Consider the following 13862-nt stretch of genomic DNA (forward strand, 5'->3'; position numbering starts at 1 on the left):
CCACCAGGGTAAATAGGGAGAGCCTATGGAAACGAGCCCCATCATGTCTTGGACGCATCGAAGGCCCTCGACCTAGCGTCGGCGGCATGGCACTGGCGACCCGGACGGCGAAACCTCCGTCCCTCATCGGCTCCGTGTGGCGCTCGACCGTCGGCAAGAAGGCGGTCATGGCGGTCACCGGCTTGATCATGCTGGCGTATCTGGTCGCCCATATGCTGGGCAATCTCAAGGTCTTCTTCGGGGCCGGGGAGTTCAACCACTACGCGGCCTGGATCCGCACCATCGGCGAACCGTTCCTCCACCGCGAGTGGTTCCTGTGGCTGGCCCGGGTGGCGCTGAGCGCCGCGGTCGTCCTCCACGGTGTGGCCGCGTACCAGCTCAGCCGCCGGGACCTCGCGGCGCGCCCGGTGAAGTACCGGGGGCGCGGGCGGCGGCGCGCGAGCTACGCGACCCGGACCATGCGCTGGGGCGGGGTGATCCTCGGCCTGTTCATCGTCTGGCACATCCTCGACCTCACCACCCTCACCGTGAACCCCAACGCCCAGGAGGGGCGGACGTACGAGAACCTCGTCGCCTCCTTCGACCGGTGGTACGTCTCCGCCTTCTACATCGCCGCGATGCTCGCCCTCGGGCTGCACATCCGGCACGGCTTCTGGAGCGCGGCCCAGACGCTGGGCGTGGGATCGCCCCGGCGCGACCGGCTCCTCAAGGCCCTCGCCAACGGCCTGGCCGCCCTACTGACCTGCGGTTTCATCGCCGTGCCCGTCGGTGTCCTGACAGGAGTCGTGAGCTGAGATGAGCGAGTATTCCCCCTACGCGGTCGGCGAGCCGCTGGTCGACACGGCGTCCCCCGAAGGCCCCATAGCCGAGCGCTGGGACCGCCGCCGCTTCACGGCGAAGCTGGTGAACCCGGCCAACCGCCGCAAGCTGACCGTCATCGTCGTCGGCACCGGCCTCGCGGGCGGCGCGGCGGGCGCCACCCTCGCCGAACAGGGCTACCGCGTGACGCAGTTCTGCTACCAGGACTCCCCGCGCCGCGCCCACTCCATCGCCGCCCAGGGCGGCATCAACGCCGCCAAGAACTACCGCAACGACGGCGACTCCATCCACCGCCTCTTCTACGACACCGTCAAGGGCGGCGACTTCCGCGCCCGCGAGTCCAACGTCCACCGGCTCGCCCAGGTCTCCGTCGAGATCATCGACCAGTGCGTGGCCCAGGGCGTCCCCTTCGCCCGCGAGTACGGAGGGCTGCTGGACACACGTTCCTTCGGCGGCGTCCAGGTCTCCCGCACCTTCTACGCCCGCGGCCAGACGGGCCAGCAGCTTCTCCTCGGCGCCTACCAGGCGCTGAGCCGCCAGATCGCCGCGGGCCATGTCGAGATGCACGCCCGCACCGAGATGCTCGACCTGATCGTCGTCGACGGCAGGGCGCGCGGCATCGTCGCCCGGGACCTGATCACCGGCCGGATCAGCACCCACTTCGCCGACGCCGTGGTCCTCGCCAGCGGCGGCTACGGCAACGTCTTCCACCTCTCCACCAACGCCAAGAACTCCAACGCCACCGCCGTCTGGCGGGCCCACCGGCGCGGCGCCCACTTCGCCAACCCCTGCTTCACCCAGATCCACCCGACCTGCATCCCACGCTCCGGCGACCACCAGTCGAAGCTGACGCTGATGAGCGAGTCGCTGCGCAACGACGGCCGCATCTGGGTGCCCAAGGCGAAGGGCGACACGAGGGCGCCCGGGGACATCCCCGAATCCGAGCGCGACTACTACCTGGAGCGGATCTATCCCTCCTTCGGCAATCTCGTCCCCCGCGACATCGCCTCCCGCGCCGCGAAGAACGTCTGCGACGAGGGCCGCGGGGTCGGCCCGGGCGGCCAGGGCGTCTACCTCGACTTCGCGGACGCCATCGCACGGATGGGCCGCGCGGCCGTCGAGACGAAGTACGGCAACCTCTTCGAGATGTACGAGCGGATCACGGCGGAGAACCCCTACGAGGTCCCCATGCGGATCTACCCGGCCATCCACTACACGATGGGCGGACTGTGGGTGGACTACGACCTCCAGACGACCGTGCCCGGCCTCTTCGCCATCGGCGAGGCCAACTTCTCCGACCACGGCGCCAACCGGCTGGGCGCCTCCGCGCTGATGCAGGGCCTGGCCGACGGCTATTTCGTCCTCCCTTCCACCATCAACGACTATCTGGCCCGCCACTCCCACGACGAGATACCACCGGACCATCCGGCGGTCGTGGAGGCGACCCGTGAGGTGACCGACCGGCTGCGCCGGCTGCTCGCGAACGACGGCGACCGCACCCCCGACTCCTTCCACCGCGAACTGGGCGAACTGCTGTGGGACGAGTGCGGTATGGCCCGCACCGACAGCGGACTGCGCAAGGCCCTGGACCGCATCCCGGCGCTCCGCGAGGAGTTCTGGCGGCGGGTCAAGGTGCCGGGGACGGGCGAGGAGCTCAACCAGTCACTGGAGAAGGCCAACCGGATCGTGGACTATCTGGAGCTCGCCGAGCTGATGTGCCTCGACGCCCTCCACCGCACGGAGTCCTGCGGCGGCCACTTCCGGGAAGAGAGCCGGACGACCGACGGCGAGGCGGCCCGCGACGACGAGGCGTTCTCCTACGTCGCGGCCTGGGAGTTCACGGGCACCGGCAGCCCTCCCGTGCTCCACAAGGAAGAGCTTCGTTTCGAGTACGTCCACCCCACCCAGCGGAGTTACGCGTGAACCTCACCCTGCGCATCTGGCGCCAGCGCTCCCCCGAGGACGCCGGGGTCATGACCACCTACGAGGTCAGTGGCATCAGCGAGGACATGCCCTTCCTGGAGATGCTCGACCACCTCAACGAGGAGCTGATCCTCGCCGGGGACGAGCCCGTGGCCTTCGACCACGACTGCCGCGAGGGCATCTGCGGCGCCTGTGGCATGGTCATCAACGGCCGGGCCCACGGCCCGGAGCGCACCACCACCTGTCAGCTCCATATGCGGCACTTCTCCGACGGCGACACCATCGACGTCGAGCCCTGGCGGGCCGCCGCCTTCCCCGTCGTCAAGGACCTGGTCGTCGACCGCTCGGCCTTCGACCGGGTGATCGGCGCCGGCGGCTATGTCTCCGTGCCCACCGGCTCCGCGCCCGAGGCCCACGCCACACCGGTGCCGAAGCCGGTGGCCGACCTGGCCTTCGAGCACGCCGAGTGCATCGGCTGCGGCGCCTGTGTGGCCGCCTGCCCCAACGGCTCGGCGATGCTCTTCACGTCCGCGAAGGTCGTCCACCTGAACGTCCTGCCGCAGGGCGCGCCGGAGCGCGAGTCCCGGGTGCTGGACATGGTGGGCGCCATGGACGACCAGGGCTTCGGCGGCTGCACGAACACCGGCGAGTGCGCCACGGCCTGTCCCAAGGGCATCCCCCTCCAGTCGATCGCGACGATGAACCGCGAGTACCTGCGGGCCACCCTCAAGGGCGCCGGACGACGCCGCTGAGCCGACCCCCACCGACACAGACACAGGCACAGGCACGGGCGCGGGCGCGGACGCCGGTTTCAGCCCTCCCCCAGGTCGGCGTTGACGATCGCCCGGAGGGCGGCGAGGTGGGCGCGGTAGGCGTCGCGGCCGTCCTTGGTCAGGCGCAGCCACACGCGCTGCCGGGTGTCGCGCACGGCCCGCCGCTGCTCCACGTACCCCGCGTCGGTCAGCACCGTCACATGCTTGCTGAGCACGGACGGGCTCACACCCAGCGTCTCGCGGACGGTCGCGAACTCGATCTCCTCGACGGCGTCGAGCGCGGCACAGATCCGGAGCCGGTTCGGCGCGTGGATCGTCTCGTTGAAGCCGTCTTCGGGGTCGGTCACGACGCTGCTATGCCCTTCTTGCGGGTTTTGCTGTCCAGGGCCAGGATGCCCCCTGCGGCCAGCAGACCCGCCGGGGCCCATATCCACGGCATGCCCTGGTGATCGTCCAGGTACAGCGCCACCATATAGAGCCCGAAGGCGAGGGCGGCGGCACCGAGCATGCTCCGCTTCATGCCCGGCTGCACTCGGTGCCGGACACCGCTGGAGCGGAACTGCAGCGCCAGCACGGTCAGCATGATCACGTACATCAGGGCGAGGCCCACGATGTCCCACGGCTCCGGCAGGAGATGGGACAGATACACCCCGGCCACGCACAGGGAGAGTTTCACATCGAACGCCCGGCCGGGGGTGAGGGACGCGACCGCCACCTGCGCCTGCTCGGCCAGGGCCAGGGCCTCGGCGGCGCCTTCCCGGGAGGGCATGGGCGGCCGGGACGACCGCGAGTTCTCGTCAGTTGCCATGCCGGAAAGTCAAGCACACGGTTTCCAGAGCGGCAACTTTCGACTTTCCGCTGTGGAAAACCTCGGTTCCGGGCGGCACCGAATCATCCGATCGTGCGGTTTTCCGTCGATACCCCCGTAAAGTTCCCCGCGTCCGCCCTACGCTGACGACCGTGGCGCGCGACCCGTACGTCATCGAGATGGACCGCATGCTCGCCTTCGCCGACGCCGTGACCGCCATCGCGATCACGCTGCTGGCCCTGGAGATCCACGTGCCGGAGGGCCTGCCCGACGCGGAGGTGGGCCAGGCGTTCGGCCACCTGCTGCCGAAGGTCCTGGCGTACCTCGTCGGCTTCGTGCTCGTCGGGGCGATCTGGCTGGGTCACCACAAGCTCTTCCGGCTGATGGCCACCCTCGACCGGGCCATGGTCCGGCTGGAGTTCGCCCTGCTGGCCGTCATCGCCTTCCTGCCCTTCACCGCCCGGCTGATGAGCGAACACGGCGGCGCGCCCGTGGCCATGGCCGTCTACACGGGCGCCATCGGCCTGGAAGCCGCGCTGCTGGCCGTCATGGCGCTGCGGCTGCGCGACCCCGGCCCGCTCCGCAGGCCGGAGGTCACCCGTCAGCAGGTCGCCCGGGAGGTGTTCGACAACGCGTCGATCGCCGTCATCGCCACCGTCGCCCTCCTGGTCGCCCTGGCCGCCCCCCTCGTGGCCGTCTGGTGGTGGGTGCTGATCTGGCCGGCGCGCGGCCTGCCGCGCTACTGGCCGTGGCTGCGCGCCAGAATCTGACGGGCCGCTCAGCGCTCCCCGCCGGCCCCCCGTCGGCCCCCGCCGTCACCCCTCGTCACCCCGGGTGCGCCCCCACCGTGTCGCGGATCTGGCTGCCCAGCCCCGAGTCGCCCTCGCGGGCGCAGTGCGCCCCGCAGAAGAAGCGGCCCGCGACCTCGACGCCGTGGCCGATGATGCGGGACTCGCAGTGCTCGCACTTGGGCGCGAGCTTGCTGATCGCGCACTCGAAGCTGTCGAAGGTATAGGTGTCGCCGGTGATGGTCTTGACCTCGAAGGCCAGCCAGTAGTCGTTGCCACACGTGTTGCACTGGGCCATGGCGTGCTCCGTCTCGATACGGGGGTACGCCTCGCATGATCCCCGCGAGGACCGCACCCCACCGTCAACACAAACAATCCATTCACCCGAAGGTGGTGCCGCGTGCGGCTGTGTGCACCCCGGCGCGTGTGGCTGTGTGCACTCCGGCGCACTCAGTTCGCCAGCAGCTGCGTGGCCGCCAGTTGCCCGTACAGCTCGTCGCTCGCCAGCAGCTTGGCGTGGGTGCCCACGGCCCGGATGCGGCCCGCCTCCATGACCACGATCCGGTCCGCGCCGGTCACCGTGGACAGCCGGTGGGCGACGACCAGCACCGTCATCGTCCGTGCCGCGTCGGCGACGGTGCCCCGCAGGGCCGCCTCGTTGGCCGCGTCCAGTTGCGAGGTGGCCTCGTCCAGGAGCAGCAGCCGCGGGCTGCGCAGCAACGCGCGGGCGATCGCGACGCGTTGGCGCTCGCCGCCGGAGAGCATGCTGCCCCGGTGGCCGACGGTCGTGTCGAGCCCTTCCGGCAGCCGGTCGGCCAGGTCGTCGAGGCGGGCCCGGCGCAGGGCCTCCCGGAGCTGCCCGTCGGTGGCGTGCGGGACGCCCAGGAGGAGGTTCTCCCGCAGCGTTCCGGCGAGGACGGGCGCGTCCTGTTCGACGTATCCGATGGCGGCGCGCAGCGCGGCCAGGGGCCAGTGGCGGACGTCCCGGCCGTCCAGCAGGACGCGGCCGCTGTCCGGTTCATAGAACCGTTCGATGAGGGAGAAGACGGTGGTCTTGCCCGCGCCGGACGGGCCGACGAAGGCGGTCAGCCCGCGGGCGGGCACCGTGAAGGAGATACGGCGGTGCACGGCGGGGAGCCCGGCCCGGTAGCCGAAGCGCACCCGGTCGAAGGTGACGGACGCGGGGCGGGGCCCGCATCCGGCGTCCGCCGCCGGCTCCGGCCCGGCACCGGGGTCCTCGACCGCCATCTCCTCGGCTTCCCGGATCCGCAGGGCGGCCGCCGCTCCCACCTGGAACTGGCCGGCGGCGCCCACGAGCTGGTTGATGCGGGGGGCGAGCGAGAAGAGGTAGAGCAGGAAGGCGACGAGCGTGGAGACGTCGATCGCCCCGGAGGCGACGCGCACCCCGCCCACGCCGAGGACCACCAGGAAGGAGACCTGCACGGACACCTGGGAGACGGTGTCCGAGACGGCCTCCCAGGAGGCGGCGCGCGTTCCCATGCGGCGGGCCCGCTCGGCGGCCTCGTGCAGGCGGGCGATCTCGCGCGGCTCGGCCCCGGACGCCTTGACCGTGCGGAAGGCGCCGAAGGCGCGCTCCAGGGCGGCGCCCATGCCGCCGACGGCCTCCTGGGTCTGCCGGGTGGCGCGGCCGATGCGGGGGATCACCAGGCCGCTGCTCAGGCTGATGAACGCGATCACCGCGAGGGTCACACCGAGCAGCACCAGGTCCAGCACCCCCATCATCACGACGGTGACGAGGGTGATGACGGTGCCGGTCAGCGCCGCGGCCATCGCCTGTGTGGCCACTTGACGCAGCAGCGTCGTATCGGCGGTGACCCGGGATATCAGATCGCCGGGTTCATGGCGCTCGGCGACGGGGACCCGCAGCCTGAGCAGCCGGTCGGCGAGCCCGCGCCGGGCGGTGCACACGAGTCGTTCGGCCGCCCGTTCCAGCACGAGGTGGCCGAGGGCGACGAGGACCGCGCCCAGCAGGACGAGCACACCGAGGGCGATCACCTCCGTGGTGGCCGTCCGGTCCCGTTCGAGGTCGTTCACCAGGCGTTCGGCGGCCAGCGGCTGGGCCAGGCCCAGGGCGCCGCCGGCGAGTCCCAGCAGCGCCCCGCCGAGGATGGCGGGGCGCTGCGGCCGGAGGTACCGGGCCAGGGCCCGGCGGCCCGCGCCCCGCGGCCGCGCCGCGCTCTCCGCGTCCCCGGTCCCCCGCCCTGTCTCCCACGCTTCCGCGGCCTCGTTCACGGTCTCCATGACACTCACTCCACGGTGAAGAAGCGCTGGAAGTAGTCGGCCGGTGCGCCCTCGCCCACCAGGACCGACTCCGCCTCCACCCACGCGTGTGCCGCGAAGGGCGGCCGGGAGCGGACTCCCACGCACCACACGGCCCACTGGCCACGCATCCGGCACAGCAGCACCGTGGCGAGGGACCGTGGGAGACAGCCCTTCTGCCCTCCGCTGGCGAGGCTGACGGCGAGGACGGCGTCCCTGGCGCCGGTCGCCTCGGCGAGGCTCGCGGGCCGGGCCCCGCGCCGGAGCACGCGCAGGACCGCGCGGATGCGCCCGGGCGGCTGGGTGGCCAGCAGGTGGGCGAGGGCGACGGCGGCGCGGGCGGCCCAGCGGGTGGCGAGGGGGACGGCGCCCGGCCGGTACGGAACCGCCTCCGGGGTCGTCATGGCCGGGTCCCGGACAGCAGCCTGGCCGACCGCAGTTCGCCGTAGACGCGCTCGACGTCGCGTGCCGCCTCGCCGGGATCCACGTCGTAGCGCGCGGTCAGCGCGTGGGCGGCGTTTCCCCTGGACTCCCCGTCGAGGAGCGTCCTCAGGACGAGCGCGGCGGTGGGGTTGAGGGTCCAGTACTCACCAGTGGTCTGATCCAGCAGGGCGATGCCGTAGTCGGTCTCGGTCATCACCACTCCGGAGCGGAGTCGGAGCGACATTTTCCACCTTTCCGGTTCGTCAGCGGCTCGTCGATTCCCGTGAGCGCAGCCACACTTCGCAGGCCACGGTGGTGTGCAACAGGCTGCTCTCGACCTCCACTTCGAGCGGGCGCAGGCACCAGTCCCGCAGCGCGCCCGCGTCGATCAGGCCCAGCCGCGCGAGGCGGGAGTCCTCGCACAGGTCCAGCAGCCGGGCGCGGTGCTCCCGCAGGCCCGTCTCCTCCTCCAGGGACGCGTTGGCCTTGGTGGCCCGGGTGCGGCTGACCTCGGGGACGACGCCTCGGGTGGCCTCGACGATCAGGGGTTTGTAGCGCCAGGGGGTGATCCGCTCCTGCGGCCGTACCGACAGGCCCGCCTCGACGACGCGGTCGTCGTAGTACGGGGCCGAGCAGACGACGCCCAGCGGGCCGGCCAGCTGCCCCACGTGCCGGGCGAACCGGGAGATGCACTCCATGGTCGCCAGCTCGCGGTGCGCGCCGTGGTCCCGGGCCAGGGGTGCCGCGGTGCGGGCCGCGGCGAGGATCTGGCGGCGTACGGACGCGACCGCTTCCGGAGTCGCCCAGTGGGGCATCCGGGGCCGCTCGGACCAGTCCAGCACCGGCGCGTTCGACGGCGCGGGCGGCTCGGTGAGGTCCGCGGCGACCCGCGCCAGCCAGGACCGGTAGGAACGGCGGTCGAGGAGCTGGCGGAGCACGAGCCCCCGGGGCCAGCGGTACTTGGCGCGGTAACCGCGCAGGTGGCGCAGCGCGACGCGCGGGTGGGTGCGGGCGAGGGCGTGGAGGCGGGCGGAGGCGCCGCTGAGCACCTCGTCCCCGCCGATGCCGGTGAGGTGGAGGGTCGAGCCCCGCTCGGCGGCCAGCCGCACGATGCTCATGCGGCGGCTGTGGTCGACCGTCATGAGGGAGGGCGCGTCGAGGAGCTGGTCGAAGGTGCCGAGGCCGTCGAAGGTCAGGGGCACCTGCCCGGCCGGGATCTCGTGGTGCTCGACGGTGCCCAGGGCGTCGACGGTGCGGCGCGCCCAGTGGGTGTCGTCGCCGAGGGGGTCGCGGAGGGCGGCCGTATAGGCGACGATCTTGGCGTCGCCGCGTGCGGCCAGGCAGCAGACCGCGGTGGAGTCCAGGCCGCCGAGGTCGCACGTCACCAGGGAGCGGCCGCGGGTGCGGACGTCGACGGCGGCGCCCAGCGCCGCCGCGAGGCGCGCGGCGCCCTCGGCCAGGGGCACGTCGGGCTCCGGCGGTGCCCACCAGCGCTCGGTGCGGGCGGGGCCCCCGGGGTCGAGGGTGAGGTGGTGGCTCCCGGGCAGGGCTTCGATTCCGTGCCAGACCGGCCGGGAGTTCAGGGGATGCAGCAGGCCCATCGCGAGCAGCTGGACGGCCAGGCGGTCCTCGTCGAGGCCGGCGTCGAGGAGGTCGGCCAGCACGTCCGCGCGGTCCGCCGCGACGGCGTCCGGGCCCGTACGGGCGTGGAAGACGCGCCGTACGCCGACGACGCCGCCCCGGATCCGGACGCGTCCGGCGGGGTCCCGGGCGAGCAGGTGGAAGCTTCCCGGCCAGGCGGCGGCGAACCGGCCGAGCGCGTCGAGGGTTCCCGCCGTCCGGACGGCCCCGGCGGCCCGTGCGGCCTCGGCGGCGGACACCGTGTGCTCGCCCAGGACCGCCACCCGGGCGTCCCCGGCCTCGCCCAGGGCGAACGCTTCCGGGTCCCAGCGGCCCAGCAGCCACGGCCGGCCGGAGGGGTGGGGCACGCTCTGGACCGCGTGGGGGCGGGCCCGCGCGGCGATCTCCGTGACCGCCTCGCCGGCGGTGTCGGGCAGGACGAGGAACCAGCTGGGCAGGGCGGACAGGGACGAGGAACGGTCCATGCGCAGACACCTCCGGCCGCCGATCCGGGCGGCATTACCGGCACTTCACGGAAAGCGGATGGAAATCGGGGGGTGAACGGCCCATGGCCCTCACCCCCCGATTCCGGGGGCCTTCCGCTCGTCACCGGTCATTCTTCATTGGACTCGACCAGTGACGGCGGGGCCCTTTTTGCCCGCCTCAGACGAGGTTGTGACCGCCGAGAACGTCCTTCGCGGTCTTGCTGGCCAGGCCCGTCACCTTACGGAAGCCTCCGGCCTTGGCGATGGTGGGACGCTCGTACGTCATGGCGTTCTCCTTTTTTCGCGATGGGAACGATGAACCGCAGGTCACCTGCTCACGGCCGGGGGGAGCGCCCCCTCACCCACGCGCACACCACTGCTCGTACGGGCAGGGGGCGACGCCTCCCGGATCTCTCGATCCCGGCCGCACGAAGAGAGTAAATATGACGAACAGATCATCACAACGTTATGGCCATGGTCTTGGTGGTGAAATACGGGCGCCCTATCGCGACGCGCGCCCGGGGAACTCCCGGGCGCGCCGCGACATTTACGGCGACATGAAAATCAGCGGTCAGTCATCCTCATAGTTCAACCATCAACATATGGGGGAACGGGCGGAATTCACCGCGCCCCGAACACCTGGGTCCAGCGCGGACCGCCCGGCGCCTTGTTGATGCCGACGCCGATCTCCTTGAAGGAGCAGTTGAGGATGTTCTTGCGGTGGCCGTCGCTGTGCATCCACGAGTCCATGACCGACGCCGCGTCCTGCTGCCCGTAGGCGATGTTCTCGCCGTAGGTGCTCCAGTTGTAGCCCGCCGCGGTGATGCGGTCGCCCGGGCCCTTGCCGTCGGGGTTGGTGTGGTTGAAGAAGTTCCGGGCCGCCATGTCGTCGGAGTGGCCCTGGGCGGCCGCGTCCAGGAGGCTGTTGGAGGTCAGGGCCGAGCATCCGACCTTCGCGCGCTCCGCGTTGACCAGCGCCACCACCTGCGCGGCCATGGAACCGTCGCCACCGGAGGACGGCGGCTTGGGTGCCCGCGTGCGGGCCGGGGCGGCCGTGCGCTCGGGGGCGGGGTCGCTCGCCCGGGACTCGGAGGACTTGGCCGACGGCGACGCGCTCGCCGAACCGCTCGGCGAGGCGCTCGCCGAGGCCGACGCGGACGCCGAGGCGCTCGGCGAGGCGGAGAGCGACGGCGTGGGCTTGATGGGCAGGGGCTCCCGGGCGTTCAGCTGCTTCAGGTCGCCGGACGCGTCCACGGCCTGCGTCTTGACGGTCGTGGCGGGCGAGTCCTCCATGAGGTAGCCGCCGCCCAGCACACCGCCGGCGAGCAGGGCGAGGGCGCCCGCGCCGATCACGGCGTTCCGGCCCGTACGCGACCGCCCGCCGCCCGCGCGGTGCCCGCCGGAGCGGCCGCCGGACCGGTGCCCGCCGCCCCGGTGGCCCCCGGCGCGGCGGCCGGCCGCCCGGCCGCCGTGCGGTGCGGCCGGCGCGGCGGCCGGGTGCGCCGCCGACGCGTAGCCCACGGGCTCGCCCGGCACCACGGCACCGCCGCCCCACCAGCCCAGCAGCGCGCCGCCGACCGGCACCAGACCGAGGCCGACCAGCAGGCCCTCGGCCGGGACCAGCGTCGACAGGGCGCCCGTGCAGCGGCCGCAGGCGCGCACGTGCCGGGCGACGCGCTTGCGCCACAGCGCGGACGGGACGCCGTCCCACGCGGCGACGACCTCGCCGAGCCGCTCGCAGCGCGGGTACGCGGCGAGCGCCTGGACGACGCCGCGGGCGACGTCCAGCTGCGCCTTCGTCCGCTGTATCCGGACGGCGGTGTGCTGCGGGGTCAGCCCGAGCGCGGCGACGACCTCGGCGCGCTTCAGCTCGCCGGCGGCCTCCAGCCACCACAGGGACAGGACCTCCTGCTCCCCCTCGTCCAGCCAGCGCGTGGCCTCGGCGGCCTCCTTGCGCTGGCCCTCCAGGCCCAGCCGGACGATGGTCAGGTCGACGAAGTCGGCCTTCGGGTCGGGCACTTCGCCGACCACTTCCTGCAGACCACTGACGGGAGCCTCGGGGCGCTCCTCCCGGCAGTGGCTGCGTATCTGGTTCATGGTGATGGCGACGAGCCAGGACCGGAAGCTCGCGGCGTCGCGCAGCCCGTCCAGGCCGTTGATCACGCGGAGCATGGTCTCCTGGACCACGTCGTCGACGTCCGCGTGGCCGTTCAGGGCCCGGCCGACGATGTTGTAGACGAGTGGCAGGTGGGTTGCGACGAGCTCGTCCTGTGCCGCCGTGTCCCCGGCACGCGCCGCCTCGATCACGGCCACGCTCACACTCTTCACGCCCGCACCTCTTTCCGCACCCGCCACGAATGGCGCTCGATCCGACACCTGGGAGACCGGGCGCCGATCGGCAGATAACAAAAAAGTTGGGTGCGAATGTACGACAGGTGGTTCAGGCGGATGTCCGGATCAAGAACTCACGAACGATCCCCGGAGCCGCATATTCCGCAAACTGGACGGCCTCCGCCGCCGACATGTCCCGTATGCGGTATCCGCCCTCCCCGGCGGCGACCACCGCAGTGACAGTGACCACATCCGCCCGGATCGCAAAGGGCGTATCGGTAAATGTCCACCCCTGTACGGAACTCCGGTCGAGGGCCACCGTCTCCCGCTCGAACGTCCCGGACCGTACGACCAGATGCCGCCCCCGCACCGCGTACCCCAGCGCCCGGTAGGCGTCGCGCGCCAGCGCGCACACCACCGGCGAGGCCACCGCCACCCACCCCGCCGCGCACCACAGCAGCACCGGCAGAGCCAGCAGCCACCCCAGTACGACGAGCACCAGTGCCATCGGCAGGACGCCCCACCCCAGCGCCCACACCAGCCGCCGCCGCAACGCGACCCTCGGCGCGGGACGGAGAGCCCCCGCCTCGAGCACCCCGTCCGTCCCGAGCACCTCGGCGCACACCCGGAGCGCCTCCGCCCGGGGCGCCGGAGGGAGTACGACGCTCCGCTTGCGGTTGCGCTCCCGGTCGCCCAGGCCGCCCGCCACGGCCCGTACGGACGCCCCGCCGCCCGCGCGCAGCAGCAGCGGTTCCCGCAGTGCGACCCCGCACAAACGGTCCGCCTCGATGGAGACGACCGATGTCGCGAACAGCCCGCGCCGGACGTCGAGACCGCCCGCGGGGGTGCGCTCCAGCCGGTACCGCCACCAGGTCGCGGCGTGGACCGCCAGCGCCCCCGCCACGCCCAGCAGGGTCACGGCCACCAGGCCGAGCAGCACGGCGAGCCACGGCGCACCGGCGCCGTAACCGGCCCACAGGCGGCGGACGATCCCGATCCGCCAGGGCTTGACGCCCAGGGCGTTGAGGATGCGCCAGGCCGTGCCGCCCGCCACGAGGACGCCGCCCCAGACCCAGAACGTCAGCGGGGCGTACCGCAGCCAGCCCGCCCTTCCGACAGCGAGGACCCCGGCGCCACGCCCGTCCTCGGCGCGGGAAACCGCTGCCTCGCGACGAGGAATGGCCGCCTCCGCAGCCGAAGCCTCGATTCCGTCCCGCAGTCGCCGGGCCTCCGCCTCCGGCACCCCCGTGATCCGTACGGCGTCGGCGTCCGGCCCCATGCCGACGACCACCACGGCCAGCCCGTACCGCCGCAGCAGCGGTCCGCGGCGCACCGCGACGGACTCCACGCGGGCCAGCGGCACGATCCGGCGCCGCCGCCCGTACCAGCCGGAGACCGCGTAGAGCGCCGTCTCCCCCAGCTCCCACCCGTGCGTCCGGCACCGTCGCGCCGGCATGACCACCGCGTACGCCACGGCGGGCGCCACGAGCACCCCCGTCACCAGCGGCACCAGCCATGACGCGGCGCCGGGAAAGAAGAGAAAGCAGAGGGTGAGCAGCGTGGCGGCGACCAGCCCCGCCGGTCCGCTCACGGTCAGGAGCGCCCGGGCCGT

General features: G+C 72.6%; 14 protein-coding genes. 4 read left to right on the top strand and 10 right to left on the bottom strand.

What is annotated here, in order from left to right:
• The first annotated feature begins 86 nt into the window (after positions 1-86).
• The 3 genes from ACX9I7_RS02555 to ACX9I7_RS02565 are packed head-to-tail and all read left to right on the top strand — an operon-like array spanning position 87 to position 3494.
• A complete protein-coding gene (locus tag ACX9I7_RS02555; protein ID WP_387574810.1) occupies positions 87-794 on the top strand; it encodes a succinate dehydrogenase cytochrome b subunit in 708 nt (235 codons plus the stop codon).
• Between the two features lies 1 nt (position 795).
• A complete protein-coding gene (locus ACX9I7_RS02560; RefSeq protein WP_459386361.1) occupies positions 796-2742 on the top strand; it encodes a fumarate reductase/succinate dehydrogenase flavoprotein subunit in 1947 nt (648 codons plus the stop codon).
• Positions 2739-3494, top strand: a complete 756-nt coding sequence (locus tag ACX9I7_RS02565; protein WP_459386362.1) for a succinate dehydrogenase/fumarate reductase iron-sulfur subunit — start codon at positions 2739-2741, stop codon at positions 3492-3494. Before ACX9I7_RS02560 ends, ACX9I7_RS02565 begins: the two co-directional genes overlap by 4 nt.
• A gap of 59 nt (positions 3495-3553) precedes the next feature.
• On the opposite strand, the gene ACX9I7_RS02570 is transcribed toward ACX9I7_RS02565, so the two are convergent.
• Both ACX9I7_RS02570 and ACX9I7_RS02575 read right to left on the bottom strand, forming a co-directional pair.
• The gene (locus tag ACX9I7_RS02570) at positions 3554-3862 is read right to left on the bottom strand and encodes a transcriptional regulator (RefSeq protein WP_126914214.1); all 309 of its coding nucleotides are present in this window, start codon (positions 3860-3862) and stop codon (positions 3554-3556) included.
• On the bottom strand, positions 3859-4323 hold the full coding sequence (locus tag ACX9I7_RS02575) for a hypothetical protein (protein WP_387574818.1): 465 nt from the start codon (positions 4321-4323) through the stop codon (positions 3859-3861). Before ACX9I7_RS02575 ends, ACX9I7_RS02570 begins: the two co-directional genes overlap by 4 nt.
• A 152-nt stretch (positions 4324-4475) precedes the next feature.
• On the opposite strand from ACX9I7_RS02575, the gene ACX9I7_RS02580 reads away from it, so the two are divergent.
• Positions 4476-5093, top strand: coding sequence for a TMEM175 family protein (locus ACX9I7_RS02580; protein WP_358631342.1), 618 nt, complete (start codon positions 4476-4478; stop codon positions 5091-5093).
• Positions 5094-5148: 55 nt separating this feature from the next.
• On the opposite strand, the gene ACX9I7_RS02585 is transcribed toward ACX9I7_RS02580, so the two are convergent.
• The 8 genes from ACX9I7_RS02585 to ACX9I7_RS02620 form a co-directional block, all read right to left on the bottom strand.
• Positions 5149-5409 (bottom strand): Prokaryotic metallothionein, encoded by a 261-nt coding sequence (locus ACX9I7_RS02585; RefSeq protein ID WP_189452479.1) that lies wholly within the window; start codon positions 5407-5409, stop codon positions 5149-5151.
• 152 nt (positions 5410-5561) lie between these two features.
• Positions 5562-7373 carry an ABC transporter ATP-binding protein gene (locus tag ACX9I7_RS02590; protein ID WP_387574822.1) on the bottom strand — a complete coding sequence of 604 codons (1812 nt, stop codon included), beginning with the start codon at positions 7371-7373 and terminating at the stop codon, positions 5562-5564.
• A 5-nt stretch (positions 7374-7378) separates the two neighbouring features.
• Entirely contained in the window at positions 7379-7795 is a 417-nt protein-coding gene (locus ACX9I7_RS02595) for a lasso peptide biosynthesis B2 protein (RefSeq protein WP_126914219.1), read from the bottom strand.
• Positions 7792-8058 carry a lasso peptide biosynthesis PqqD family chaperone gene (locus ACX9I7_RS02600; RefSeq protein WP_358237574.1) on the bottom strand — a complete coding sequence of 89 codons (267 nt, stop codon included), beginning with the start codon at positions 8056-8058 and terminating at the stop codon, positions 7792-7794. Before ACX9I7_RS02600 ends, ACX9I7_RS02595 begins: the two co-directional genes overlap by 4 nt.
• A 19-nt stretch (positions 8059-8077) precedes the next feature.
• Positions 8078-9919, bottom strand: a complete 1842-nt coding sequence (locus ACX9I7_RS02605) for a lasso peptide isopeptide bond-forming cyclase (RefSeq protein WP_387574825.1) — start codon at positions 9917-9919, stop codon at positions 8078-8080.
• A 178-nt stretch (positions 9920-10097) separates the two neighbouring features.
• Positions 10098-10205, bottom strand: coding sequence for a keywimysin-related RiPP (locus tag ACX9I7_RS02610; protein WP_126914222.1), 108 nt, complete (start codon positions 10203-10205; stop codon positions 10098-10100).
• A 335-nt stretch (positions 10206-10540) separates the two neighbouring features.
• On the bottom strand, positions 10541-12247 hold the full coding sequence (locus tag ACX9I7_RS02615) for a sigma-70 family RNA polymerase sigma factor (RefSeq protein ID WP_459386363.1): 1707 nt from the start codon (positions 12245-12247) through the stop codon (positions 10541-10543).
• A gap of 112 nt (positions 12248-12359) precedes the next feature.
• The gene (locus ACX9I7_RS02620) at positions 12360-13841 is read right to left on the bottom strand and encodes a PH domain-containing protein (protein ID WP_459386364.1); all 1482 of its coding nucleotides are present in this window, start codon (positions 13839-13841) and stop codon (positions 12360-12362) included.
• Between the last annotated feature and the right edge of the window lie 21 nt (positions 13842-13862).

The organism is Streptomyces sp. L500 (genome assembly GCF_054551825.1).

Coding starts and splice junctions, on each gene's coding strand:
- ACX9I7_RS02555 (WP_387574810.1), top strand. CDS start 87: ATGGCACTGGCGACCCGGACGGCGAAACCTCCGTCCCTCATCGGCTCC.
- ACX9I7_RS02560 (WP_459386361.1), top strand. CDS start 796: ATGAGCGAGTATTCCCCCTACGCGGTCGGCGAGCCGCTGGTCGACACG.
- ACX9I7_RS02575 (WP_387574818.1), bottom strand. CDS start 4,323: ATGGCAACTGACGAGAACTCGCGGTCGTCCCGGCCGCCCATGCCCTCC.
- ACX9I7_RS02585 (WP_189452479.1), bottom strand. CDS start 5,409: ATGGCCCAGTGCAACACGTGTGGCAACGACTACTGGCTGGCCTTCGAG.
- ACX9I7_RS02590 (WP_387574822.1), bottom strand. CDS start 7,373: ATGGAGACCGTGAACGAGGCCGCGGAAGCGTGGGAGACAGGGCGGGGG.
- ACX9I7_RS02595 (WP_126914219.1), bottom strand. CDS start 7,795: ATGACGACCCCGGAGGCGGTTCCGTACCGGCCGGGCGCCGTCCCCCTC.
- ACX9I7_RS02600 (WP_358237574.1), bottom strand. CDS start 8,058: ATGTCGCTCCGACTCCGCTCCGGAGTGGTGATGACCGAGACCGACTAC.
- ACX9I7_RS02605 (WP_387574825.1), bottom strand. CDS start 9,919: ATGGACCGTTCCTCGTCCCTGTCCGCCCTGCCCAGCTGGTTCCTCGTC.
- ACX9I7_RS02610 (WP_126914222.1), bottom strand. CDS start 10,205: ATGACGTACGAGCGTCCCACCATCGCCAAGGCCGGAGGCTTCCGTAAG.